The organism is Legionella sp. 227, from assembly GCF_043161935.1.
Taxonomy (GTDB): domain Bacteria; phylum Pseudomonadota; class Gammaproteobacteria; order Legionellales; family Legionellaceae; genus Legionella; species Legionella sheltonii.
Map to the genome: position 1 here is coordinate 2760384 of NZ_CP171154.1, position 25544 is coordinate 2785927.

Below are 25544 nucleotides of genomic sequence, written 5' to 3' on the forward strand. Positions count from 1 at the left end.
GGACATCCTTAATTAATGGCAATCCCGCTGCACCCAGGCTAATTTTGTGTGAGTGATAAGATAAGATGAGAAGAAAAAATGACTTTTGAATTTCTATGGACTGATAAATGTTTTCTCACTTTATTAGCCTTAAGTGTGCTGGTTATTTTATGGAGCTTACGTAAACAACATATCAGGCGCTCTTTTACCTTAATTTTACGTCGTCCAATTGCTGTAAGCGCGGGCATCATCCTGTTGTTTTTTATTACCATCGGCGTACTCGACTCCATTCATTTGACGGCAGTAAAAAAAGAGGCAGAAACATCAACTACGGTGTTGGATAGACTCTTGGCTCCTATAGATGAAATCTCTGAAAAAACTTATTCGGCTCCTTTGGCTTTAAGGCAGTTTATCAGTGAAACGACCTTAGTGAATGGCGTGGTCAAACAAATATATCCAGTGCTTGTTTATCCGAGTAAACGAATAAAAACTGAGGCAGAAAAGGGCGAGGTTATTAAGCGTTCGATTTGGAAAGCTTTAACATGGTGTCTATTCGCCGCTTTTTTTATAGGAATTTTTTCCATATCTATCCGGTATTTCAGACGATTAAAATCTTGTTTTGCTCTAAGTCCTACAAACCTAAGTACCTTAGTGACTTTGAGTCTGCTTATATTTTTTATTGTGCTGGCTTATGAACTTTCAAGAACATTCCATGTATTGGGTACAGGCCAAATTGGACAAGATATTTTTTATTTTACTATTAAAAGCATACGAACTGGTTTAGTCATTGGTCTGTTAACTACTTTATTTATGTTGCCTTTGGCTTTATTTTTAGGGGTTGTTGCGGGATATTTCGGTGGGTTGGCAGATGATCTGATTCAGTATGCTTATACTACTTTAAGTTCCATTCCTGGAGTTTTATTGATTACTGCTTCAGTTTTATCCTTGCAAGTTTATATCACCAACCATCCAGAGCAGTTTACCACTTTAGCTCAAAGTGCGGATGCGCGTTTATTAGCACTTTGTTTTATTCTGGGAGTAACCAGTTGGACCAGTTTATGCCGACTATTACGTGCGGAGACTCTCAAATTACGGGAGGTAGATTATGTTCAGGCGGCACGTGCTTTGGGTTCCAATTGGTTCACTATTATTCGAAAGCATTTATTGCCTAATGTGATGCATATAGTGGTGATTACCCTTGTTTTGGATTTTAGTTTTTTGGTTATGGCTGAGGCATTGCTTTCTTATGTGGGAGTAGGCGTTTCACCCATGACAATTAGTTGGGGAAATATGATCAACAGCGCACGACTGGAGTTGGCACGTAATCCAGTAATTTGGTGGCCTATGTTGGCTGCTTTTGTTTTTATGTTTTTGTTGGTATTAGCAATCAACTTATTTGCTGATGCAGTCAGGGATGCGTTTGATCCTCACCAATCCGAGATTTGATATAGATAAAGAAGAAACGGAGCATTTCCTGTAAACGGAGAAGAGAGTGTAGTTGTGGGGTGAAGTGCTCATATTGGGTTTGCAAAAATCCTGATTTAGGTTAAAGTTCATCAATTAAGCTTAATGAGTTTAGTTCCTTATGCAACAACGTTTTGTTCATTTACGCGTTCATACAGAATTTTCTTTAGTTGATGGATTGGTACGGGTTAAGCCACTGATGAAGGCTTTACCGTCTCGAGGAATGTGCGCTGTTGCAGTAACTGATTATTGTAATTTATTTGCTGCAGTCAAGCACTACAAAAGTGCTGTTGATGCAGGAATCAAACCGATTATTGGCAGTGATTTACCTTGTCATGATCCCGAGCAACCAGAACGCGTCGCGTCTCTGGTTCTTTTATGTCTTAATTCAGAAGGGTATAAAAATTTAACTTGCCTTATTTCCAAAGCCTATCAAGAGGGTCAATACCAAGGGCAACCTAGAGTTCAAAATCAGTGGATCAAGCAGTACTCAGCAGGACTTATTGCTTTATCCGGAGGAAGATTGGGGGATATAGGTCAAGCCTTATTGGCGAATGATATTGCTTTAGCCAAAAGTAGAGCTTTATATTGGCAGAACCTTTTTCCCAATCGTTTTTATTTGGAAATTCAACGCACAGGCCGACCCGACGAAATTCGCTATAATGAACAATTAATTGCTTTAGCTGATGAACTGCAATTGCCTTTGGTAGCAACGAATGATGTGTGTTTTCTGGATCAAGATGATTTTGAGGCTCATGAAGCGCGTGTTTGTATTCATGAGGGATATACATTAGCCGATCCGAGAAGAGTACAAAAGTATAGTGCACAACAGTACTTACGATCAGCGGATGAAATGATTGCCTTATTTTCTGATTTACCTTCTGCAATAAAAAATACGGTCGAAATCAGTAAACGATGCACCGTAAAACTGGATCTAGGTAACAATTATCTCCCTAATTTCCCTATACCGGATGGATCTACAGTTGAGAACTATTTATCCCATTTATCACAAGTAGGTTTAGAAGAGCGCTTACTGCAAATATTTAAAAACAAATCTTCGCAAGAACTGCAGGCATGTCGAGAGGAATACGACAAACGTTTACAAGTTGAGCTGACTGTTATTAATAATATGGGATTTGCTGGCTACTTCCTCATTGTAGCTGACTTCATTCAATGGGCAAAAAAGAATGGAGTTCCTGTCGGGCCTGGGCGCGGTTCGGGAGCTGGCTCACTGGTTGCTTATGCATTAAAAATTACCGACTTGGATCCCTTAGAGTATGAATTACTTTTTGAGCGTTTCCTGAACCCTGAACGGGTATCCATGCCTGACTTTGATATCGATTTTTGCATGGAGGGTCGTGATCGGGTCATTGATTATGTAGCAGAGAAGTACGGCAGACAAAGTGTTTCACAAATTATTACTTTTGGTACTATGGCTGCAAAAGCGGTCGTACGTGATGTAGGGCGTGTTTTAGGCCATCCGTATGGCTTTGTTGATAAATTAGCAAAATTAATTCCTTTTGAGATAGGCATCACATTAAACAAAGCTTTGGAGCAAGAAGAAGAACTTAAACGTCGTTACACAGAAGAAGAGGAAGTTAAAGAGCTTATTGATTTGGCATTAAAGCTTGAGGGGATAACGCGTAATGCAGGAAAACATGCTGGAGGAGTTGTTATTGCACCTTCCCAACTTACCGATTTTACTGCGATTTATTGTGAAGAGGGATCCACTCAAATTGTTAGTCAATTTGATAAAGATGATGTTGAGGCAGCTGGTTTAGTCAAGTTTGACTTCTTGGGTTTAAGAACTCTGACGATTATCGACTGGGCACTGGCGACTGTAAATAAAAAACAGGCACTTGAAGGATTGCCCCTTGTTGATATCAGTCAAATACCTACTGATGATGCGGCAACTTTTGATTTATTAAAGGCGTGTAAAACAACTGCGGTATTCCAGTTGGAATCGCGTGGTATGAAAGAATTGATTAATCGTCTGCAGCCGGATTGTTTTGAAGACATCATCGCGTTAGTGGCTTTATTCAGACCTGGGCCTTTGCAATCTGGAATGGTGGATGATTTTATCGATCGTAAACATGGACGGGCGGCCGTTGATTATCCTCATCCTGACTTGGAACCTATTTTAAAACCAACATACGGTGTTATCCTGTATCAAGAGCAAGTCATGCAAATTGCGCAGGTATTAGCGAATTATACTCTGGGTGCTGCAGATTTATTGCGTCGTGCTATGGGAAAGAAAAAGCCTGAAGAAATGGCGAAGCAGAGAGAGATTTTTACCGAGGGAGCGACTGCTAGAGGGGTTGATGAAAAGGTTGCAACCCATATTTTTGATTTGATGGAAAAATTTGCAGGCTATGGATTTAATAAGTCGCATTCCGCAGCTTATGCTCTGGTTGCATATCAAACAGCATGGCTTAAAGCACATTATCCAGCAGCATTTATGGCTGCGGTAATGTCTTCAGATATGGACAACACCGATAAAGTAGTCACTTTTATTGATGAATGTGCTCATATGAAATTAAACATTTTACCACCCTCCATTAATCATTCCATGTATCCTTTTACGGTCACTGATGATACCACCATCATTTATGGTCTTGGCGCTATAAAAGGAGTGGGGGAGTCTGCGATAGATTGCATCACCGAGGAGCGCGAGGCGGGTGGGACTTATTCCGATTTATTTGGTTTTTGCCAACGCCTTGATCTGCGTAAGGTGAACCGGCGTGTATTAGAAGCCCTGATTAAAAGTGGAGCCTTTGATGATTGGGGTGTAGAACGGGCTATGTTGACCGCTTCTTTGGAAAAAGCATTAAAGGTAGCAGAAAAAGAACACCAAAATCAGTCCAGTGGCCAATTTGATTTGTTTTCCTTATTGGAGGACGAGAGCAATGAGCAAAAATATGTTCCCTGTAAACCTTGGTCTGAGGCGCAACGTCTTGAGGGTGAACGAGAAGTTTTGGGTTTTTATTTAACGGGACATCCCGCAGATCAATATCGACGTGAATTTGGTGATTTTATCGTTTCAATCAGTCAATTAAACCCATCCATGCATAAAAAAGCCCTTATTTGCGCGCAAATAGTTGGAATTCGCAAAATTATAACGAAACGTGGTAAGAAACTTGTAATTCTTGGGATGGATGATTCTACGGCTCGACTTGACGTTGTTGTATTTGGAGAACTTTTTGAATCGGTTGGATCTACCTTGGCAACTGGAGATATGTTAGTTATTGAAGGTGAGGTAGCACATGATGATTATAATGGTGGTGTGAAAATGACTGCAAATAATCTTTATGATATTCCAACAGCACGCACCAAATTTGCTCGATGTCTTGAATTGCGTTTGCATCCTGAACATCAGGGGATTTTAGCTTCCATTCAGGCACTGTTAAAAGCGCATGTTGGACGTTGCACGGTTCAATTTTCATACAGCAATGAGTATGCTCGGGCACAGTTAAGTTTGGCGCCAGAATGGCAGGTAATTCCCAGTGATGAGTTACTTGGCCTTTTGACTAATCTTTTAGGTGATGAGCACGTCGTGATGCAGTATTAGGGTCTACTCACAATTTCTACTATCTTGGCCATTTTGGCTCAATCCAGCAAATTGTAAGTAGCTCCCAGGCTTTTAATTCTCTAAAAGCTTATCCATTTTTGCTGCACAAATGAAATCATTATGACTCAGACCGTTAAGGGCATGGGTCATAAAACGAACATGGCAATAATTATAACCCACTTCTAAATCAGGGTGATGATTTTCGGTATTCGCTATCCAGGCCAGCGCGTTGACAAAAGCCATTGTTTCGTAAAAATCTTTAAAAGATAAACTACGTTTGATGATGCGACTATCTGCACTCACTTCCCAATTTTTATTCAACTGTGGCATCAAATTTTTAATTTGTTCTGCATTTAATGCAGCTCCAATGCCTTCACATGATTCACAATGTTTGCTGCTTAAATCACTGGTCATTTTATATCCTTACTTGTAGTAATTACTCAACGTATCAAGAAATCGATTATTCTGCTCTTTGGTTCCAACAGTTACACGCAGGTAATTGTTCATTTTATACGGATGCAGAGGCCTCAATATAATACCCCTATCTAATAGATAGTTATAGAGCAACATGCCGTCTTCTTTACAATCAAAGGTCAAAAAATTGCATGCAGAGGGTAGGTAATTAAGATCCAATTGATTCAGTCCCTGTTTTATTTGCATCATTCCTTCTTCATTGGTTTGTAAGCTTAATTGAAGAAACTGCTCATCATCTAGCGCCGCATGGGCGGTGGTCAATGCAACCTGATTGACTGTAAATGGCAGTTGTATGCGAAGCATGAGCTCAATTACTGAAGGATGGGCTATAGCATAACCTAAACGAACGCCGGCTAATCCGTATATTTTTGAAAAGGTTCGCGTAATCACCAGATTAGGGTGTTGGGCTAACCATTCGATACTGTTGCAATTGAATTGGGATGCAGCGTATTCATAATAAGCTTCATCGAGCACCAACAGCGTACTTTCAGGAATATTTTCTAACAAGCGTTTTACTTCTTTGGGATTGATTAATATGCCGGTAGGATTATTCGGATTTGCAAGAAAAATGATTCCTGTTCTTGAATTGCATGCTTGGATCAAGTTATCTATATTAACCGTCCAATCAGTATTTACCGCAATGCAATAAACAGGGATGTTCAATGTTTGTGCCTGAATTGCATAAGTGCTAAACGCATATTCATGGGTGATAATGTGTTTGTCATGATGTAGTGCAAAGCAGTTGAGGAGAAGAGTATATATGTAATCCGAACCATTACTCACAAAAAGCTGGTTGGTATTGATATTAAGTTTATTCGCCAATTTGGTCATTAACGGATGATTCATTGGTGAGGGGTAAGTTGCCAGGAGGTGGGCTGACATTTTTTGTAATGCAGCTTGGGCTAAAGGACTGCAACCCAAAGGATTTTCGTTACTGGCCATTTTAATAATGTGACTGTCGCTAATCCCTTTTTCACGTGCTAATTCTTCTATTGCTTTACCTGGTTTATAGGGGATTAAAGATTGTATGCCGGGATGCGGTAATTGTTGAAAGTTAACTGCCATAAATTTTCCCTAATTATAAATTTTCTCATATTATCCAAGGTTTAGCATTCTGTCACGAGCTCATTGTAACAAAGAAATTATTTAATGGTTCTTTAACGTTCCATCGTTTTACCGGGGATTAAAGAAGCCCCGGTATTGAGATTATTGATGAGAGGGATTCATTTGGGCGATTAAATCATCAAAGGCGCGATTGCGAACCAAATCGGTTTCTTGTAAAGGTTGACGATCAATGGGGCATGAGTGATTTTGTCGAATCCAAAAGCGAATACCTTTTGTTGTTCCAGGTACATTATCATCGTTAAAGGTATGGCCTTGGCGATCAATGATCGTGGGAGTCTTATTAACTCCTAAAGGCTCGAAAGTAATCGCATCAATGAGCTGATCCTGCCCAGGGCGTCCGGGCCCTCTTCCTTTCTGGTATGGCGCTTCTCCTTTTAACGGGCCCAAAAGGAGCTGCCTCCATGAGGTGTGGCTGTAATATTCAACTTGCTCGTAAAATTCATCTGAGTGAATTGCAGTAGGAGGAACACAACATTCATGGTCGGGATTTTCAAGTGAAACAGGAACTTGTCCTGACTTAGCATAAACGAGTGCAACGCCGTTGAGTACAGCCGTGCGGCCTAGTTCGAGTAAATCAATGCATTTGCTTAGAAAATAAGTAGGTAGAGAGAGAGTAAGTCCAACAGCCCAGCCAGAAAGGCCACCGATTGCACAGCCTAATACCGCTATAGGTCGAGACAAGGATAAAAAAGGCAAGAAAAATTCAAGCGCTTTGGCAATGATAAAAGGTATGGTAGTGAGTGCTATACCTAGAGTAGCAGTCCCTAAATTCCAGGCTTTTTGAGAATAACTTTGGGGTACTTCATAGACATTAAGTGACTCGAAAAAGGTTGTTTTGCCAATAAATGCAGCGAAATCATCCAGTGAGCCGTATATCTTATTTTTAAGAAAAATAAGGCCCCGAAACAATAAATCAGGGAAAAATAAAGCAGTACCAATAAGTGCACCAATAGGGGCGCCAATTGCAAATCCTAAAGCCTCTCCTATCCAGCCAAATATTCCACGCATTACTCCATGATGACGGGTGCCATCAGCATAATCGATGTATGCACTCTTTTCATTCCAGTATGAGGTATAATCGGGAACCCAGAAAATGGCTAAAATAAGATCAAGAATGATGCCCGGAATACTTGTAATTTCTCTTAATACCATGCGGGTTACTACATGGCCTACGGTCATGCCTTTAGCAAAATAAGCATACATCGTTTTTCTCCCTCTTAATTCTTAATGTTTTGGAATGGTGCCCCTCGTTTCCGCCGCCATTTTAAGCTCATAAAAGTTAAATAACAATCCAACAGCATATGCATATTTCACTGTGTATAATTTTGGTCCTATTTGGGGTTCATGCAGTTCTTGCATTTTTATTTTCACAGCGCTAACCTTGGGCCGGCAAAACCAACCACAGGAAAATGGAATATGAATTGGCAAAAGGGATTTTCCCTTACTGAAGTATTGGTCTCTTTATTGCTCGTAACCACATTGGCTTTAACTTTGTTGCAGCAGCGAGGGCAGAGCATACAACTATTGAATCAGTTGGTCTTACGAATGCAAGCCTCCCAGTTTCTTGATCAAATCGAAGAAACTCTGGTGGCCCAAGTTCCCAAATTACCCTCCGTTCCTACACCTTATCATTTGGAAATACAACATAAAAATCAACACGTACTGATTCAACTTGACTGGTTTCAACAATTAGGAGTTCTAACCCGTAAACGCAGTTCCACCGGCAACCTAAAATGAAAAAATATGCGGGAATCAGTTTAACTGAGGTTTTGATCAGTCTTTTTCTGACAAGCCTGATTGTTACTATGTTATTCCAACTTTATTTAGGGAGCAAACGCCAATACATTGAAATTGAAAAGGTTTTGACCACGCGTTTTGATTTACAATGGGTGAGTGATCTACTGAGTGATAGTATTCGGCGTGCAGGTTTTACTCCTTGTTTGGGCATTGATCGCCTGCAGGTTATTGATCGCAGAACTAATCAAAAAAAGATTCAGGCACTTCACATTAGCAATCGACCCGTTCAATTCATACAAGTAAATCGTATGAATGAATATTTTTCTAAAATAATCAAAATTCAAGGTGCAACAAGAATATTGGTGCAAAATCCAGTACGTTTTCATAAAAATCGACCGGTACTGATTGCAGATTGTGAGCATGCTGAGGTCCAACAATTATTTGATATAGAGCAACAGACCGATAGTTCACTCATTACTTTGAACAAACCTTTATTTTTTTCCTACAATGGTTCGGTATATATAGGTGAGTTTCTTGAGGAGAAATGGTTCATCAAGAAAAATGCAAAGGGCACGAATGCTTTGCATTATCAATTGGTTCAGACCGAGGAAGTAACCCCTTTGATTCATTTTCTGCATGCCGAAAATCGGCGTATCAAAGAGAAACAGTTTCTGAAAGTAACCATGGGCTTGGATGAAAACAAAACACATGAGCTCAGAGTGGCGGTGCGTGGTTCATGAGTCAAGATAAGGGATTTATTTTGTTAGTGACCATGCTGATTATGGGGGTGATTGGCTTACTTATATTGACTTCAATGCAGCATACTTTACTTTATTACAAGGCAATAAATAAACATGAAGTGGTGCATCAGAATTTTTATCAATTAGAGGATGTGGCGTTGCAATTGCTTCATCAACATACTGATTTGCCCCAGGATTGTGTGATACATACAGATTCCGCAAATCAGGTCACGCATCATCTTCTTCATAACAAAGGGTGCTCTTTGATAATTGGTGAGACACAGTACAAATATTATATTGAGGACTTAGGCGAGTTTCCTTGTTTAAGAGCGTATTATCGAGGACGAAACACTGCGACCCATCATCAACGAGTTACTGTAGTACCCGTTGAAAATGGGACTCCTGGAGCGTTATTGCAAATACGATTTATCAGTGGGGGTAGAGTAGTGCCCTGTCTGGCAAAGGAACATTCAATTTCCTTAGGGGTGAGTAGTTGGCGGTACTTGCCTTCTTTATAAGACAAATTCTTATATATTTTTTCTACACATTATGCACGGCATGTCGGATAACATAGGTAGGCTGGGCTGCTAAGCCCAGCCTACATTGTACACACACATTTCGGGTGCGCTCGCTTAAATGAGCAAAGGATCACTAATATTTTCTTGAGCTATCTAAACCGTGGTTGTATTGTAATGGTTAGGATAAAGAGAGAGGTTTTTAGGTGCGTTTACAAAAGATTCTTGAATTTAAGTATTGGCCGCAAATTGCTGTTCTTGGGCTCTTGTTCGCGGGATATGTTGCTTATCGTTATTTTGCTTATTATGACACACGTTCGAATGATGCCTATGTGTCCGCAAATATGGTCAATATAGCCTCCTTAGTTTCTGGACCGGTTACCCATATTTATGTTAAAGAAAACCAAAAAGTTAAAAAAGGCGACAAGCTTATTGAAATTGATCCTCTTCCCTATACTTATGCCGTTCAACAAGCTAAGGCTAAATTAAATATTGCCAAATTGAATTATGAAAATGAAAAAGCGAATGTGATTAAGGCAGAACAACGATTAAAAGCAACTCAAATTCAATTGAATTTAAGTCAGGATCATTATGAACGCTATTCAAAATTGCAATCGAAAGGGGATATGGCCAAGATCACTTTAATTAATCTGGCGGATAAAATGAAAGAACAAGTCGCAGCAATTAAGGAGGCAGAAGAGCAACTTAGAATTGCCCAAACTAATTTAGATGATAATGAAATTTTAGCTGCACAGGCAGAATTGGCTCAGGCAAATTATCTTCTTGATCATACTACCCTTGTAGCACCTGATGATGGATACATTACTAATTTTAATCTGCGTGTAGGTCAATACATTAAAGTCGGAGAGGGATTATTTGCTTTTATAGAAACCAAACAATGGTGGGTAGTTACCCGCTATAGGGAAACAGCAATTCGACTGATTCAACCTGGTGACAAGGCAAAAATTATGATTGACATGTATCCGGGGAAAGTATTTCATGGGCATGTAGACAGTATTGGTTGGGGAATCAATCGGGTACAAAGTGGCAATGTTGCTCCTTCAACCCTAGTTTATTTAGAAGCAACTGAAGACTGGATTCGCATTGCGCAACGTTTTCCGGTGCGCATTTATATAGATGATTTAACCGATGAATATCCCATGCGCATTGGAGCCAATGCGACTACTATTACCTACAGGTGATATGTGTTTTTCTGGCCTCAAACTGTTGAAAACAGAGCTGCCATAAGAACAGCACTTGCCGCGTTAGCGGCGGTGTTGCTTTCATTTAAATTTCATTTGGAAACACCTTTTTGGTCAGGAATGAGCGTTGTTGTGGTTTCCAATTTGTATACCGGTAACATCATTGATAAAGCCATGTTGCGTATTATTGGTACTGTTGCCGGGGCGTTTTTGGGCTTTTATGTCGCAGGACTCGTTGCCAACAGTTTTTTACTCTATTTTCTTTCTTGCTTTTCAATCGTGTGCATCGGTACCTATTATTACAGTTTTAGTATCAATGGATATGCTTATTTATTAGGTGCACTTTGTGCGTTCCTTATTATTTCTCAAGTCGCTATAAATCCACAACACGCTTTTTTCGTAGCAATTTGGAGGCCGGTTGAGATTGGAATTGGTGTGTTAGTATCGGCAATCAGTGCCTATTTTATTTTTCCAAATCATTTAAAAGACAATATCACCACACAACTTCATGATATTTTTACCGATTTTTCGATGGGTATAGGTCAATTACTCAATATGTTGCGTGAGGCTAACCCAGATTTTGATGTGTTGGCGCAAAACAATTTAAAGATAAAAAAGAAACTCCGTAAAGCAGTAGAGCTCATTGGCGCAATGAACCACGAATTAGGGGTCACTAAAGCAAGAACTGATCTGGTTCGTGCTTTATTGGATATTTTTTATGATCTGTCTCGACAGTTACAATATTTGATTTTAATTTCTCCCCAGCATAGTGATTTAACAATTGTGCACTCATTACCGATAGAGTCTGTTCTGAATGCAATTCAATCGGATCTGGCGCAGTTGCAAATGGCTTTTTCGAATCAAGAGATGCTTGTGGATTTAAAAACAGAGGCGGCAATTGCGGAATTGGAAAGGCATGTGAAACAGATTCAAAAAAGTGACGAGGGAACTTTTTTTTATTTGAATCCCAAAGCGAATACTGAGCTGGAAGCACAAGAGCCTGCTTTTAAGAGTAATTTTGTTTATGCGTTTATCCATTTCCTGCATCAGGTGAAGCAAAGCCTTCTCTTGATGCATTCCTTATTAAGCCACATTCCTCTTGAGATGACTGCAAAATTTCAAGTCTTAAAAACCCAAGAGCGAATCCGTACTGATAGGGATGTGATTAAGCGCTGCATTAAAGCTGGGTTTTCAGTTATTCTTGCTTTAGGTTTTTGGATGGTAACTAATTGGCCTGGTGGTTTAAATGGAATTATCAGCAGTCTGGTGATTTCGATTCGTAAAAATCTTTTTGAAATGAAAAATGTCAGTATTCATCGTTTACTCGGCTGTATTTTGGGCGGGGGCATTGCTTTATTCTCCTTATTTCTTATCAAGATGAATCTTTATGATTTTATTTTAATATTTTTTCTTTCAGTTTGGGGTTTTTCCTATTTTATGTTCAAGCTGCCTAAATATTCTTATATTGGGTTACAGGCAAATATCGCTTTAATTATTTCTCTTGCTCAAGAAGGAGGGCCCCCTGTTTATTTAGGACCTCCATTGCAACGTTTGGGCGGAATTGTGATTGGAATTGTAGCCAGTTTTATTGTGGCAAATCTTATATGGCGTTCTGACGTATGGACTATGTTGAATCGTTATCTGAACAAACTGTACCTTTATATGGGGCAAAATTTAAAGCAAATACTCCTAGCTCCAGAGAATCAAAAAAAACTGCATGATTTAGCCAATTTGTTTTGGACCACCCGAGGATTGATTGAATCACTAGCTGATGAACCCTTAAGCGCAACAAAACAAAGTATGCTGGTGGAGTTGAGGAAGCGTTTTGATTCTTTGGTCATGATACAGGCAACAACGAGTCATATTTTAGGAGCGGTTAATCGAGAAAAAGTCGAGGAAACAGCCCAATTACTAGGATGCGACTTATTCTTTTATGAAAAAGGGGTATGGACTGCTTTTACCCAGCATGATGTTGCATCCGGATTGAAAATAAGTGATCAGTTAAACGAGTTACTCTCTGAAATCGATAAGAAAAAGACATTTTCCAAAGTTTCAGATAGTGATGTAAGGGGATTTTTAGCTTATATCAATGCCTTAAACCAATTGGTTTTAAGAATTCAATAGGAACGGAAGTCATCACGGGAGCAGAAAGGGTGCTTACCGTGCTGCAAGATGAAGATCTCGCTCGATGCGCGGGATAATGTGGAACTCTAGTTTAATTGTGCACCGATCCTCATATTTTTTAAGTTGAGAATTTATTCAATTTTTTTGTTTGTGGGTTTCAGAGAAATTTATTAGAATCATTCAGTTATACAAAATATTTTTTACTTACTACGTGTTTTTTATAAGAGCCATATGTATAAAACTTGTCATTAATCGTTGCAAAATATTCCATAACGTGTAAAAATTGTCCGCCTATGAAAACGAAAATTCTCTCTATTACAACTTTTTTAGCCTTAATTGCCTTGAGTTTTTCAGCGTGGTGGTTTTGGCCGATGAAAAAACCATCCACTCTGTTTAGACAGGCTAATTTTGATCGATTACCCGGTTGGAAATCTGCAGATTTAAAAAAATCTTTACAGACTTTTCAGACTTCATGTCGTGCTTTTATTAAGCAAAATCCAGATCAGATTGTGGGAACGGAGCATATTAACTTGCAGGTAAAGGATTGGCAGCCAGCCTGTAACGCTGCTTTAAAAATTTCTCCTACAGCTGAAAAGGAAGTGAAACAGTTTTTTGAAACGTGGTTTACTCCAGTGGAGTTTACTGATACGGGGGAAAAACCTGGTTTATTTACCGGTTATTATGTCCCTGCAATTAAAGGCAGTTTTACTAAATCCAAAAAATTTCACGTTCCTCTTTATGAAACACCAGATGATTTGGTGACGTCAGATTTAGGACTTTTCTTTAATGACTTAAAAAATCGCAGTATTGTAGGTCGTTTAGAGGGTAAAAAACTGGTTCCTTATTATACTCGTGCACAAATTAATCGTGGGGCACTTAAAGGCAAAGCACGTGTTTTAGTATGGATTAATAGCCCCATCGATCGTTTGTTTTTGGAAATTCAAGGTTCGGGAGTCATTGAGCTTGAGAATGGTCAGAATCTTTATGTTGGTTATGACGCACAGAATGGAGCACCTTACACTGCTATTGCTGGAGTTTTGATCAAAAAAGGAGTTATGACTAAAGACAATGCATCCATGCAAGCAATAAAACGTTATTTGGAAGCTCATCCCAAACAGATGGATAAAGTGATTAATAAAAATAAATCGTTTGTTTTCTTCCGTAAAATGACTGAGGGTGTCGCTTTAGGGTCACAGGGTGTGGCTTTAACTCCTGGTTATTCTCTTGCTATTGATAAGCAATGGATACCCATGGGCGCTCCTCTTTGGTTAACGACTACCCGTCCAGACAGCACCAATCCTGATGAAAATAAACCATTGCAACGCTTAATGATTGCTCAAGATACGGGCGGAGCGATACGTGGCAAAGTCCGTGGGGATGTTTTTTGGGGCGGCGGTGAAAAAGCGACGCTGATTGCTGGCCATATGAAGAATCATGGTCATTATTGGATTCTTTTACCTAAAAATGCAGTATCTCGATTAGAGAAGAACAAATTAATTTCTGGGTAAATTTTGCCTTCACCCCTCTCCCGTCAACGGGAAAGGGGTTTTTCTCCTTGTCCGTCATCCCCAGCCATAGCGAGTGATTTTCCTGTCTTAATGCGGTGCTATAGCAAGGAGATCCCTCGCTATGCTCGTGACTTGCGCTGGGCGTATGAGGGGAGTCCTAGCTTTGATGACCAGAAGTCTTTTTCCCAGCTTCTTTAAATGGTGGTATAACGCTATTTAATGCCTCTTTATTGTTATTCAATGATTGAGCTGTATTGTCCTTTAAGGCATCAGCTAAACTAATGAATTTGTATCCATGCTTTTTATAGAGTGCAATGATGTCTTCTAGACATAAACTGTTGAGAAGATTGGCATGGATTAATAAAATTTGTTTGACATTTTTTCCTTTAGAGTTTTTCTCGGCTCTTAAAGTTTGTTGCCAGATGTAAGCCAAATAACGTTTTTTGAATGCAGGAAGATTTTCGGCTCTTTTTCTATAAGGTATTCTGTAAAAACGTGCATTAAACTCATAGTCCTTACTATCTATCGTTACTGGAGCAATCGTATATTGATGTGCAGCCAAGTAGTCGTTCACTTTTTGTTTTTTTTGACCAGTACCTTCTGCCAAATACGGATAACGAAAATATTTAGGCTCTGTAAGTACAGGTGCTAAGACTGTATCGGCGCGATCGATATCGGCTATGTATTTATCAGCACTCATATTATTTAAGCTTTTATGAGTATAAGTGTGGTTCCCTAAAGCAAATCCTTGATTGCGAAATGTTTCCAGTAAATCCCATTCATTTTTTGCCACTGCTCCGCCAATAGCAAAACCTGTTGCTGGAACTTGATTATCAACAAGTGCTTTGACGATTGCCATAAATCGATTTTGGGTTCTTTTCAGACTTGCTGGGGTGCTGGTGCCTGATCCAACAAAGGGTAAATCATCAATTGTAATTGCAATTTCTTTTTCTTCCGCAAAACATGGAGAATTAAGTATGCAAAACAAAAGCGTTACACCGGTCCATCGAAGTAACATGATATCCCCTAAGTTATTATTGTTATTTAAAAATAACTATAGTAGACAATTTTCAAAAAAGTCTAATTTTTTTATAATCTCTTCTTTATTAAGAAGAATATTTGGTGATATTATGAAAGGTTTTCAAATTTAAAACTATTAATTTTGATGTAGGTTGAGCCTTGTCCTAACATTCTTTCGGCAAATACACTATAGAATTTTTGTTGGTCTAGGCCCGGCCAATATTCAGCTCATTGTACTAATTTTTGCTTTGCTTTATGCAAACCATCAAAGATAGGCTCTGAAATATGATTAGGGAATTCAGCGGGTAATTTTTTTGAGACTTCTTGAATAACAGAATCTGTTTTTTCCAGCATGTCATTGAGAATCATTTCAGCGCGGTCCGAAGAGTAATTGGCATCTTTTGACGTGTCTAAAAAATGTCGACGTTGTAAGGTATGCCAATGGTAATGATTGTTTTTTCCTTTTAAAGCCATAGCCATTTTAATTTTCTGGGATTGCAGTTGATTTTTCTTGATCAAGGGATATGCGGAGATAATGTCATATAATGGTGAGAGCCTGTATTTTCCTTCAGCTTCAATAAAAAGACTGAAATTTTTAGCATGCCCATCAATTGCGGCAAGTAACCAGAAAAAAACCTGAGCTCGATAAAACATATCCCGATCGGCAATTGAGTTTGCTGACCCAAGTAATAAGTTCATAATTTCTTTTATACCTGGGCCTCCATCCGATTGATACTTAATGTTGTACGAAACGCCCAGTGCCTGGCACATATCTTCTTGAGGCAATCTCATAATCCAGCTTTTGTCGCGAGACAGTCTGCGATCAAATCGTGTTACAGATAAAACCTTTACGTCTTCAAAATGAAGAATGTTGCAATCGGCTACTGGCAGTCCATAGCTTTTCGCAAGAAGGGAACATAGCCACTCATTTTCGCAACTGTCACTTAAATCCATTTGCTGATGAGCAATAACACCAATGGGTAATTTAAAGATATGGGTGGTTGGTGTTTCTTGAAGTGGTTCACACCATTGGTTTTCATAATATAAAAAAGCTGTTTTTTCTTGCGCTCCTGCAATAGAAATTCGGAAGTCTTCATCCTCTTGGCTCATACCTAAGGGGTTTATTTGATAATTTCGTAAAATGGAGGCAATTTTTTGCTCTGTTAAAGGTTTAAATTTAATTTTTTTCTCAAACCCAACTAATGGAGCCGTTACAAGCTGAATGGCTCCTACGCAATCTCTACCAATACCCGCGAGTAGATCAAAGGGTTGGCTTGTTGCTATTTGAAAGCGTGCTTGAATGCGCGCGCGAATTTGCTGATTATCCGGAAGCAAGTTATCAAAAAAATTATATACCACATCGCCAGAATAAGTGGGATTAATAAGTGGTAAAGAGAGCGAAATAGGGCGAGATCCTGCCTGATTTAACCAATCGTGGTGGTATGTAAATCTCAATCCTCCCTGAGGTGTTTTCTCAAGCATCCCCACTAAAATGCCATTCATTAAGACATAAAGAGTTTGATTCTTTTTTACCATTCATCATTCCATGGATTGGTTGTTGTTGGTTCACTTTTTGTTGATGCGTTGAAATCTAGACTAAGTGCAGATAATATTCGAAATAAAGTACTTAATCTCATATTTTCGGGATTATTTTCAATGGCAGATATGGTTTTTTGCTTTAAGCCTACTAAATCAGCAACTTCAGCTTGGCTTAGCTTTAGTTTTTTTCGTTGATTTTTTATCAACAGTGCTAATTCCTGCGGTGAGTGGATCAGCATGAATGCTCCAGTTTGATACCTTTTAAGGGATATGATTAATTGTATACCCTAATAGGGATAACTGCAATTTTATCCTCTTTGGGGTATAAATGTTATTTTATACCCCAAAGAGGATAAAGTGGACTATTTGGAAGTTTCAGCCATTCTCTGAACTATGCAGTGAGCGCATAAAGTTTTTGTCAAAAAGTTAATGGTCTCGAGGAATCTTCAGAATATTCTTCATCAGCAGAGTATTCTGAAGTTGAAGTATTTTCATAACTCCAATTGTTCCAAGCGTCGCCAATAGAAAAGATATCGAGAAGCTCTGCATATCTTTCTTGCAATAAAGAATACTTATCATCAAAATATTTTTGCCTTGGTGCGGCATCAGCACCATCCATATTTTGAACTAAATCATCACCGAATTCTTCCAAACAATTATGTAAGCTGCGAGTTACGAGACTATAATCATCAATGCTAAAGTGATCATAATTGACTAAAATATATTGCATCATGAATTGGGTTTTCAATTGCAATATAGCCATTTTTAACTGACTTATCGCATTAAATAAATCATCCTGACTCTTAAAGAATAGATAAGGAAAATTAGAAAGAATGTGATTGATTTTAATTTTTATTTCATTCATTTTTTTTAATAGCTCAATATCCATCGTGTTATTGAGTAGTTCAGTATAAGAGGATTCAATATGAGCGATATCTTTTTCAAACTCGTTACATAGTGATTCATGAATTTGTGTCATTTTCTTATTGGATGGATTGATAAAAAAGCGTTTTGAATAAGCCATAGAGGTTCCAAAGTATAAAAGATACAAATTATACATTAAGTGATTATTTTACGCATTTTTCAGTATTAGTGTTTGAATAAGAGGCATTACATTGCTAAAATGCCATCCCTTCATTTTACTGAACATGTATTTAGAACGAAGTGCGTTATTTAATTGTAATTTTAATCTTATTCAATTCCATAGGCCATGCCAATATTGGCGAGCAGATTTTAAAAGAATATCAGTCTAAATTTTATACCTTACCCGTTACTCATCAAGAGCACTTTGCTATGAGAATGTATACTTTAACGGGCAATGAAGAATATATAAATCCTATTATTAACTATCTATATTTGCTTGGGGGTAGATATAGATATCTTTATAAAAATCTACAAAATGACGTAGTGATTGAGATTGAAAACAAAAGGTTATTATCCATTACTGATGGAGATACTGAAAAGACTAAAAAAAGAATCAAAGAAAGTTTGAAGTACCCTAGAATTGCTTACTACCTCAGTTTACTCATTTTAACTAATAAAATATATTTTTATCATATGGAGGAGACTCCATTATTTCCTGACACGCGCAAAATTATTAATTTTTTAAAAACCAAAAGCAGTGATTTTGAAAAATATATTCTTGATGAGGAAAACATTAAAATATATGGGGCGCAGCTTATAAATTATGTTTATTATCTATACGATTTGGGAATTATTGATTTAAGAAAACCGTATACTCAAAAATTTAAGAACATATTTCCTGACAGTCAGGATGCCCAATTAACTGATTTGGATTATTCCGCAAAAATTTACGGTATGACCCATTTTATTTTAAGTGAAAGCCGTTATTATCAGAAACAACTTGATCCAAATCGATTTAATTGGATAACGCAATATTTTAAAACTCATATCGATGAAATTATATCGCGCACAGAATACGATGTGATTGTTGAGGTGGGGATTTGTCTTATGCTCATCAAGAGTAACGATTTAAAAACAATTAATAAAATCAAATCTCATTTAAAAGCCATTTACAATAAGAATTATCACATCCTTCCTAATAAGGAAAACTCATTTGACTTTATTAAAGGAGAGCATCGCAATATTTTAACAATCATGCTTTTTAGCTGGCCTAAGAAATTAACTGAAGTTCCAAAATCATTATTTCAAATCATGTTGGAGAAAAACTTTATTCTCAGTGAATATGACTCAAAGATAATTTTTGGGTTTCGCGTTCCGTATTAGTAGATCTTAATTATCAATATTGAGTGAATAGCGAATGTAGTGATATCGCTAATTTGGGTAGCCCGTATTAGCGAAGCGTAATACGGGATGTAGCTTTAATCCCGGATTACGATGGAGTCTAATCCGGGTTATACAATGGTTCCTAACTTGGGTAGTTAGGATTGCCTGTCACACCGCCTGGACAAAAGGTAATTTGATAGCTTGTTTGCTTGCCTGACTCATTACATGTAAAAGAAGATGATGCATCATCATGATTATAAGAATAGGCCGTTGGGCATGCACTTTTAAACCAGGAAATACGCGGATAGACAGCTGCCTCCCAATCTGTATTATCAGCGAGGCATTGTGAAACCTGCGCAGTAACACCCGGACTCCAATTATGGCAACCACATACCAGGTAAGTAAACGCATAACCTGACTGTAGTGCTCCTGTAGAGGTTGGAGTGCATCCCCACATGTCTGTAAAGGTTGCTGGCAAACCTGTTACTGGACTAGTGCCATAACCAGGAGAGGGTTGTGAGGGCAAGGTAGAGCCTAATCCAAAACCTGTATAAAGATTTATCACTCCCCACTGACCTGGTGATGAATACCCGGTATAGGTGAGTACATTGGTATAACCTAAGAAAGGAGAACACAAACGGTTCCACTGGCCTGTTCCAGAGTCAAATCCCATCCCACAATACTCATTGGCACTGCAATCGGAAGAACTGGTACACCCCGTCGCGGCTCCTCCTTCAACTGCGGTGTAATTGGGTGGGACATCTACTCCCCCTGTATTAGGTGGCGAAAATTTCCAAGGACAAGCACCTAAACCTGTTGCTTGAGGCTGAATTAATGCGCCAGCTGATTGCCCGCAATTAAATGGGTAAGGAGCATTATTTGGAGGTGGTGGACCGGTTACAACCGGGGCTAAAGATCGCACCTCAGCCGGGACATTAAATCCATTGACCATTGATACATCATACACCCCATCAGTTCCAACGGCACTCGCTGGTTGCATGAACAATTCCATTTTAGTTAATGGTGGAAAATTCATGGGTTGAGTGTTGGGAGCACACCTCATTGGATCGGCGGCACTAGCAGCAGGGCAAGTTCCTGTGGCACAAACCCCTGTAGTCACATCACAACCTGTCCTTACATAGAGTGCACCATTTACATATTCATTAACCGATAGAATGATTGTCGAAGGCGCTGTATTAGGGACCTGTTGATTGAGTTGATAACTACCGCCTGGTGGTGTTGGATCTGGAGAGGTTGCAGATCCACCTCCACCATTCTCAAACTCATACCATACTGGAAAAGGGCACTGATTCACAAAGGTTACTGTATGTACTGTTGTTGGATTGGGAATGGCCACAACCGCTTCGCTCGTTGTTGCAGTTTCCGTACCACCACTATATGAGACCGATGCAATGACATCAAGTTTGCTCGTTGTGGTTGTAGGCACAACAGACACATAAATAGCGCAACTATTATTTGATGGAGAAGTACCAAGAGTCGCTCCAATACATGTATTTGTTCCATTAGTCAGTGTTGCACTTCCACCAGTGAATGAAGTCGTCACATTACTCAAGACTTCAGGCTGTGGACACTGATTCGTAAAGACGTATTTTACTACGTTGTCTGAATATGTGTAAGTTTGAGTAGGTAATGGCAGTACGGTTGAACTGGTAATCTGATGACAACCTGCACCATTCTGAACTACCGTTGAGGTCGACAGAGGTACAGAAACACTTGCACCACCGTTTAGATAAGTGTATGTGACATTCAGTGTTGCAGGTCCAACTGCTGTAGGTGTGAACGTGCCTGCCACCGTACACTGACCACCGCTGCCATTAATGGGTTGGTTGGAACACGTATTTGTTGTAGCGGTAAAGCCCTGTACAGTAACTGCTGTTGCCGTAATTGGGGTAGGGCCCTGATTAACGTAAGTAAACGAAACCGGGTAGGGAGTAGTGACACCCGTATAGGTAATTGCAGGCAATGGCTGTGATATAGAGCCTATGATAGGGCCTGTATTTACCCCTCCTGCTGTAGTAGCAAGTTTGGGCAGTGGCACGACGTTATTGTGATAACTCATCGTTAGTTGCATGGTGGCTGCGCCTGCTTTATTCGGTGTATACCGAACCGCTACAGCACAGCTGCTATTTGGTTTTCCCTTCCCGGCAAGTGGCGTCGATGGATTACATCCGTTCGACAACGTAAATTGGCTGCCTGTATGAGCCATGGTAACTGTCAAAGGTACGGGATGCTTGAGATTGTTGGTAAAGGTATAAACTACAGTATAACTATTCCCTACAGTCGTTTGCGCAGGTATCCCACTGGATGGGTTTAGAGTCCATCCAACAGGGTCTACTCCTGAGATTGCCTGAAAGGATAAGCACATGCCAGTAATTAAATAAAGTAATATGGGTGTTTTATTCATTCCATCTCCAAATGGTTCTTTAAAAGGGGGTATCCGTCCCGGTCTTTAAATTATTTAAAACCTGCAGGATTCGTTGGTATTGAATTATCAAATAGATAAGAAACACCGATTAATCCCATGTTGGTTTTAAACGTACCTAAATCAAGCTGTGCATTGTTCCAGTCCGGCCCTTGGCCAAAACCTGAAGACACATTACCAAATGATTGATAACTGTAGCCGGCGGACAGTAATAAATTCTGGGTTAATAAATAATCCAGGCCTGCGCCAAGGTTGTAGGTGAAATGAGTATTTCTTTTTGATGCATAATCGGGGCTGTATCTTGGAGTCACATCGGGAAGTGCTGTTTCATTATAAGTATGTGCTTGGTTGAACGCCACACCAAATCCCAGATCGAAGTAGGGCATAAAACGGCCGATGCGTACTAAATCAATCTTTGAATACACTGAAATAACATCTGCTTCTATACTCCAACTATAAGAATAATTTGTGAACTCCGGGTCTGAATATTGCGTCACCATTCCATGAATATTTTTTGAAAAAATATGCTCATACCGCAAGGCCAATGCATAGGATGGAATCCATTGTTCGCTGCGATTCCATCGATGACCTGCTTGAACATCCAACATAACCGGCCGATGTCGATCCAAAGAATATTGATCAAGATCTTCAGGAGGCGGGAAGTTCGAACCATTAGGAACGGTCATTTCATCTTTACTCATGATTGTTTGCATGAACCCTACATCCATACCTACATACCAATGATGTGTATTGGGGGAAACTCCCGATGGTATGGAAACAGAGGAAGCATGCGATGCACTCGTTGTATGCAATGGCTCAATTTTGGATGGTTTTAAAGTTCTATGCGCTATTTTTGGCGAATGAGCTGATTGTTGTTTCTTGAGCGCATGATGCGTTGTTGCCCCAGAGGATAAAGAGTTACACATTGAATGTACTTCTGCAATGGACGATAACGGCCCAACTCTAACAGCATAATATCCTTTGGAAGCATGGAGCTGAACAGAGTGGTGAGTACGTTTAGCAAGTTTGTTCTTAAGTTGTTGCGCTAAATGCTTTGAGTGGAATGAGCTGACTTGTACAAAAAAAGGGCCGGATTGACGTGTATTAAAATGACTGCAATTGTTCAAGCCATAGATCACATGGGCATTTACAGATATTGGCATTCCCACTAATGCCGATGCGACTAAAAAAGCACTCCATTTCAAATTCAATGAATTCATTTAAATCATCCCTAATTATTTAAAATTTTAACCAAACCAATTACTTTCCAAGAACACGAATAGCGTGATCTATTGAAAAAGTTTGGACTATCCCTGTTTATTGGACTTTTATTGCTTGTACTGTTTGATAAAGGCTATTTGGGCTGAGACGCGAGACCTAATTTTACCTGCAAAAGTTAAGCATTCCGATGTAATGTGATTGGAAAGAGTATCGCGATTAAAATAAATAGACAAGCATTATCAAAACGATTTTTTCAGTCTGGATTATCTGAACTTTTTTGTGTCGGATAGTTGGAGCGTGTCATAATTTTCTTTTGTGGATTCTAATAACGCTTGTTCTTCTGAACTCCAAAATTTCCACGTGTTTTTATTTTTATAGGATAGATAAATCCCTAATCCAAACAGTAACGTTGTTAGAGCATAACCTACAGTTTTTAATATTCTGATCGCTTTATGATCATTATCGGCAGTAAATTTTTCAATAAACGCTTTATTTTCAATTAATTCTGTAAACCGATTAAGCCTGGTAAATACGTTTACGGTTGGATCGTTTAAAGCGTCTCGAGCATCCTGTGCACAATTGAATTTATCAACCAGTAATTGCAACTCAGATATAGCTTCATTGCCACGATTTTCTATGGTTATTTTTGTGGGTTTTTTATGGCCATCTTCATAATAGCATACAGTATGGCTGCCATAATGGGGATGAAGAAAAACTCCAGTTGGTAAATCAATAGAGTCTATGGCCTTGAGTTTTTCTGCTTGATACATTTCAAAGTCATGATCGAGTGGTTTAGTGAATTCTTCTAATTTGTTTAAAAGGTGTGCTCTTTTTGCCTGTATCGCTGGAGATTGCATACTATACCAGTTATCAAAAAACTCGCTATCCATATGACTTTTTATCGCATGAACCAGATTAGGGTTAGATTTTAGAACTTTAAATAGTGGAGCAAGGTTCCCATCGAGCAGACAATTTTTCTTGCTAAAATCGCCTGTTTTTCGCACAGATGCTCCAAGTATGGCGATTCTGTACTCTTTAACCAAATCAATACCACCGAAAGCGACAGGGGTGGTGGTTTTTAATGCGTGATGCATTTGATCTGATAACTTTTGCAAGCCAACTGGTTTTTCGTCCCATTCGGAAAAATTATTACCTAAAAAGGGTGCTGCAAAAAAATCAGCGTGGGTATACATAAAGTATAAGACTTTCAGTAATTCGGAATTTTGATCATGACTCATTTTAATTCCACGCGAAAACAGATCATTATGATAATGATAGTAAAATAAAATTAATATAATATTAATCAAAATGAATTTTCTTTAGCCTAAATCAAGGGTTCCAACAATTGTTCATCAAGCTAAAAGGGCTCAATTGAGCTACTGCATCTTGTATAGGATTCAGCTATATTTATAGATGAGGATTGAAAAGGTATTTCAAAATGAAACTGAGTAAAAAGCTGTGTTTTCTGTTAGCCTATTTGTTGGTGATATTGCCTTTTATTGGTTTTTATTTCGGTAATTTTTATACTTTTCTTCCATTTTTTGTATTATTCACCTTGATTCCTTTGATGGATGTTTGGTTAGTTGATTCAAGTAATCCAGACAGTACTCAAGAGCAGATGTTACTCAAGGACCAATATTTCAAACTCATTACCTGGGTATATGTACCGGTGCAATATAGTTTTCTGATTTTGGCGATTTATTTGGTCGTACATTTTCCTTTAACTGTAACCGAATTTATTGGTTTTAGCTTATCGATTGGACTTTTAACCGGTGGCATTGGAATTACTCTTGCCCATGAGCTCATGCATAAAAACTCCACGACGGATCAACTTCTAAGTAAAGTTTTATTAGTCAGTGTATGTTACGGTCATTTTTTTATTGAACATGTTCGTGGGCATCATGTTCATGTGGCTACGCCTAAAGATCCTGCGACATCTCGGCTAGGGGAGAGTTTGTATCACTTTTTACCAAGAACAATTATTGGTTCTTTTCGTTCGGCGCTCAACATAGAAGGCAAGCGTTTAAATCGTTTAGGATACTCATGGTACCATTGGAACAATCAATTCTGGTGGATTATTAGCGCCCCTGTTCTTTTGGCAATAGCCCTTTTTTATTATGGTGGGTGGCGCGCTCTTTTATTCTTTATCCTGCAGTCGTTGACTGCCATTTTATTGTTGGAAATCATTAACTACATTGAACATTATGGTTTAGAACGCAAGAAACTCGCTAATGGATCCTATGAGAAAGTTTCAGCACAGCACTCATGGAATGCGAGTCATTGGCTAAGTAATATGCTCCTTTTCCATCTGCAAAGACACTCTGATCATCATGTTCATGGGGCACGCCCTTATCAGTTATTAAGACATATTGACTCAAGCCCACAACTTCCTTCTGGTTATTTGGGAATGTTAATTTTGGCTCTGTTCCCCCCAATATGGCGGGGGGTAATGGATAAAAGAGTACTGATTAGCCGCTCGAAAAACCCATGAGGTCCATTTTGTATTTTCTGATGGAATACGTTCTATATAAAAAATAACATTTTTGATGTTTTCTCAAAAAAAATCTGTTAAAATTTTCCGCAATTCGTAATTACTCAGCCCAAAACTGTCACATTAAGGGCGAGTGGAGGACTGGTA

The 25544-nt window shown here is 38.9% G+C and carries 20 protein-coding genes; 10 read left to right on the forward strand and 10 right to left on the reverse strand.

Features of this window, described 5'->3' with window-relative positions; genetic code table 11:
* Window positions 1-78: 78 nt before the first annotated feature.
* On the forward strand, window positions 79-1425 hold the full coding sequence (locus ACF8MK_RS12000) for an ABC transporter permease (RefSeq protein ID WP_392536856.1): 1347 nt from the start codon (window positions 79-81) through the stop codon (window positions 1423-1425).
* Window positions 1426-1564: 139 nt separating this feature from the next.
* Complete coding sequence (gene dnaE, locus ACF8MK_RS12005; protein ID WP_392536857.1) at window positions 1565-5011, forward strand: DNA polymerase III subunit alpha; 3447 nt, start codon at window positions 1565-1567, stop codon at window positions 5009-5011.
* A gap of 72 nt (window positions 5012-5083) precedes the next feature.
* On the opposite strand, the gene ACF8MK_RS12010 is transcribed toward dnaE, so the two are convergent.
* From ACF8MK_RS12010 to ACF8MK_RS12020, 3 genes are all read right to left on the reverse strand, one after another.
* Complete coding sequence (locus ACF8MK_RS12010) at window positions 5084-5425, reverse strand: 4a-hydroxytetrahydrobiopterin dehydratase (protein WP_265704667.1); 342 nt, start codon at window positions 5423-5425, stop codon at window positions 5084-5086.
* A 9-nt stretch (window positions 5426-5434) separates the two neighbouring features.
* Complete coding sequence (gene hisC, locus ACF8MK_RS12015; protein WP_392536858.1) at window positions 5435-6550, reverse strand: histidinol-phosphate transaminase; 1116 nt, start codon at window positions 6548-6550, stop codon at window positions 5435-5437.
* A gap of 141 nt (window positions 6551-6691) precedes the next feature.
* Window positions 6692-7813, reverse strand: coding sequence for a hypothetical protein (locus ACF8MK_RS12020; protein ID WP_392536859.1), 1122 nt, complete (start codon window positions 7811-7813; stop codon window positions 6692-6694).
* A gap of 213 nt (window positions 7814-8026) precedes the next feature.
* On the opposite strand from ACF8MK_RS12020, the gene ACF8MK_RS12025 reads away from it, so the two are divergent.
* The 6 genes from ACF8MK_RS12025 to ACF8MK_RS12050 all read left to right on the forward strand — a co-directional run bounded on the left by ACF8MK_RS12025 (window position 8027) and on the right by ACF8MK_RS12050 (window position 14436).
* The gene (locus ACF8MK_RS12025; protein WP_392536860.1) at window positions 8027-8347 is read left to right on the forward strand and encodes a prepilin-type N-terminal cleavage/methylation domain-containing protein; all 321 of its coding nucleotides are present in this window, start codon (window positions 8027-8029) and stop codon (window positions 8345-8347) included.
* On the forward strand, window positions 8344-9087 hold the full coding sequence (locus tag ACF8MK_RS12030) for a PilW family protein (RefSeq protein WP_392536861.1): 744 nt from the start codon (window positions 8344-8346) through the stop codon (window positions 9085-9087). The genes ACF8MK_RS12025 and ACF8MK_RS12030 overlap by 4 nt, the downstream gene beginning before the upstream one ends.
* Window positions 9084-9605: a type II secretion system protein gene (locus tag ACF8MK_RS12035; protein ID WP_392536862.1), complete on the forward strand. Its 522-nt coding sequence runs from the start codon at window positions 9084-9086 to the stop codon at window positions 9603-9605. The genes ACF8MK_RS12030 and ACF8MK_RS12035 overlap by 4 nt, the downstream gene beginning before the upstream one ends.
* 203 nt (window positions 9606-9808) lie before the next feature.
* Window positions 9809-10804 carry an efflux RND transporter periplasmic adaptor subunit gene (locus ACF8MK_RS12040; RefSeq protein WP_392536863.1) on the forward strand — a complete coding sequence of 332 codons (996 nt, stop codon included), beginning with the start codon at window positions 9809-9811 and terminating at the stop codon, window positions 10802-10804.
* Window positions 10805-10807: 3 nt separating this feature from the next.
* The gene (locus tag ACF8MK_RS12045) at window positions 10808-12928 is read left to right on the forward strand and encodes an FUSC family protein (protein WP_392536864.1); all 2121 of its coding nucleotides are present in this window, start codon (window positions 10808-10810) and stop codon (window positions 12926-12928) included.
* A 293-nt stretch (window positions 12929-13221) separates the two neighbouring features.
* Entirely contained in the window at window positions 13222-14436 is a 1215-nt protein-coding gene (locus tag ACF8MK_RS12050; RefSeq protein ID WP_392536865.1) for a murein transglycosylase A, read from the forward strand.
* Between the two features lie 157 nt (window positions 14437-14593).
* Here the strand turns inward: ACF8MK_RS12050 and ACF8MK_RS12055 are convergent, their stop codons facing one another.
* The 4 genes from ACF8MK_RS12055 to ACF8MK_RS12070 all read right to left on the reverse strand — a co-directional run bounded on the left by ACF8MK_RS12055 (window position 14594) and on the right by ACF8MK_RS12070 (window position 18019).
* Window positions 14594-15454: a polysaccharide deacetylase family protein gene (locus ACF8MK_RS12055; protein ID WP_265704676.1), complete on the reverse strand. Its 861-nt coding sequence runs from the start codon at window positions 15452-15454 to the stop codon at window positions 14594-14596.
* A gap of 230 nt (window positions 15455-15684) precedes the next feature.
* The gene (locus ACF8MK_RS12060; protein WP_392536866.1) at window positions 15685-16992 is read right to left on the reverse strand and encodes a type II toxin-antitoxin system HipA family toxin; all 1308 of its coding nucleotides are present in this window, start codon (window positions 16990-16992) and stop codon (window positions 15685-15687) included.
* Window positions 16986-17234, reverse strand: coding sequence for a helix-turn-helix domain-containing protein (locus ACF8MK_RS12065; RefSeq protein ID WP_392536867.1), 249 nt, complete (start codon window positions 17232-17234; stop codon window positions 16986-16988). Before ACF8MK_RS12065 ends, ACF8MK_RS12060 begins: the two co-directional genes overlap by 7 nt.
* A gap of 179 nt (window positions 17235-17413) precedes the next feature.
* A complete protein-coding gene (locus ACF8MK_RS12070; RefSeq protein WP_392536868.1) occupies window positions 17414-18019 on the reverse strand; it encodes a hypothetical protein in 606 nt (201 codons plus the stop codon).
* 140 nt (window positions 18020-18159) lie between these two features.
* On the opposite strand from ACF8MK_RS12070, the gene ACF8MK_RS12075 reads away from it, so the two are divergent.
* Window positions 18160-19242: a DUF3541 domain-containing protein gene (locus ACF8MK_RS12075; RefSeq protein ID WP_392536869.1), complete on the forward strand. Its 1083-nt coding sequence runs from the start codon at window positions 18160-18162 to the stop codon at window positions 19240-19242.
* Between the two features lie 142 nt (window positions 19243-19384).
* Here the strand turns inward: ACF8MK_RS12075 and ACF8MK_RS12080 are convergent, their stop codons facing one another.
* From ACF8MK_RS12080 to ACF8MK_RS12090, 3 genes are all read right to left on the reverse strand, one after another.
* Window positions 19385-21667, reverse strand: coding sequence for a thaumatin family protein (locus tag ACF8MK_RS12080; RefSeq protein WP_392536870.1), 2283 nt, complete (start codon window positions 21665-21667; stop codon window positions 19385-19387).
* A 50-nt stretch (window positions 21668-21717) separates the two neighbouring features.
* Window positions 21718-22905: an SPOR domain-containing protein gene (locus ACF8MK_RS12085; RefSeq protein WP_392536871.1), complete on the reverse strand. Its 1188-nt coding sequence runs from the start codon at window positions 22903-22905 to the stop codon at window positions 21718-21720.
* Window positions 22906-23169: 264 nt separating this feature from the next.
* Window positions 23170-24144 carry a hypothetical protein gene (locus ACF8MK_RS12090; protein ID WP_392536872.1) on the reverse strand — a complete coding sequence of 325 codons (975 nt, stop codon included), beginning with the start codon at window positions 24142-24144 and terminating at the stop codon, window positions 23170-23172.
* A 200-nt stretch (window positions 24145-24344) separates the two neighbouring features.
* Here ACF8MK_RS12090 and ACF8MK_RS12095 point away from each other — a divergent pair, with 200 nt between their 5' ends.
* Window positions 24345-25397: an alkane 1-monooxygenase gene (locus ACF8MK_RS12095; RefSeq protein WP_392536873.1), complete on the forward strand. Its 1053-nt coding sequence runs from the start codon at window positions 24345-24347 to the stop codon at window positions 25395-25397.
* Window positions 25398-25544 lie beyond the last annotated feature (147 nt).

Bases quoted from the DNA above. Each gene is read 5' to 3' on its own strand.
- ACF8MK_RS12000 (WP_392536856.1), top strand. From the start codon at position 79: ATGACTTTTGAATTTCTATGGACTGATAAATGTTTTCTCACTTTATTA.
- dnaE (WP_392536857.1), top strand. From the start codon at position 1,565: ATGCAACAACGTTTTGTTCATTTACGCGTTCATACAGAATTTTCTTTA.
- ACF8MK_RS12010 (WP_265704667.1), bottom strand. From the start codon at position 5,425: ATGACCAGTGATTTAAGCAGCAAACATTGTGAATCATGTGAAGGCATT.
- hisC (WP_392536858.1), bottom strand. From the start codon at position 6,550: ATGGCAGTTAACTTTCAACAATTACCGCATCCCGGCATACAATCTTTA.
- ACF8MK_RS12020 (WP_392536859.1), bottom strand. From the start codon at position 7,813: ATGTATGCTTATTTTGCTAAAGGCATGACCGTAGGCCATGTAGTAACC.
- ACF8MK_RS12025 (WP_392536860.1), top strand. From the start codon at position 8,027: ATGAATTGGCAAAAGGGATTTTCCCTTACTGAAGTATTGGTCTCTTTA.
- ACF8MK_RS12030 (WP_392536861.1), top strand. From the start codon at position 8,344: ATGAAAAAATATGCGGGAATCAGTTTAACTGAGGTTTTGATCAGTCTT.
- ACF8MK_RS12035 (WP_392536862.1), top strand. From the start codon at position 9,084: ATGAGTCAAGATAAGGGATTTATTTTGTTAGTGACCATGCTGATTATG.
- ACF8MK_RS12050 (WP_392536865.1), top strand. From the start codon at position 13,222: ATGAAAACGAAAATTCTCTCTATTACAACTTTTTTAGCCTTAATTGCC.
- ACF8MK_RS12055 (WP_265704676.1), bottom strand. From the start codon at position 15,454: ATGTTACTTCGATGGACCGGTGTAACGCTTTTGTTTTGCATACTTAAT.
- ACF8MK_RS12060 (WP_392536866.1), bottom strand. From the start codon at position 16,992: ATGGTAAAAAAGAATCAAACTCTTTATGTCTTAATGAATGGCATTTTA.
- ACF8MK_RS12065 (WP_392536867.1), bottom strand. From the start codon at position 17,234: ATGCTGATCCACTCACCGCAGGAATTAGCACTGTTGATAAAAAATCAA.
- ACF8MK_RS12070 (WP_392536868.1), bottom strand. From the start codon at position 18,019: ATGGCTTATTCAAAACGCTTTTTTATCAATCCATCCAATAAGAAAATG.
- ACF8MK_RS12080 (WP_392536870.1), bottom strand. From the start codon at position 21,667: ATGAATAAAACACCCATATTACTTTATTTAATTACTGGCATGTGCTTA.
- ACF8MK_RS12085 (WP_392536871.1), bottom strand. From the start codon at position 22,905: ATGAATTCATTGAATTTGAAATGGAGTGCTTTTTTAGTCGCATCGGCA.
- ACF8MK_RS12090 (WP_392536872.1), bottom strand. From the start codon at position 24,144: ATGAGTCATGATCAAAATTCCGAATTACTGAAAGTCTTATACTTTATG.
- ACF8MK_RS12095 (WP_392536873.1), top strand. From the start codon at position 24,345: ATGAAACTGAGTAAAAAGCTGTGTTTTCTGTTAGCCTATTTGTTGGTG.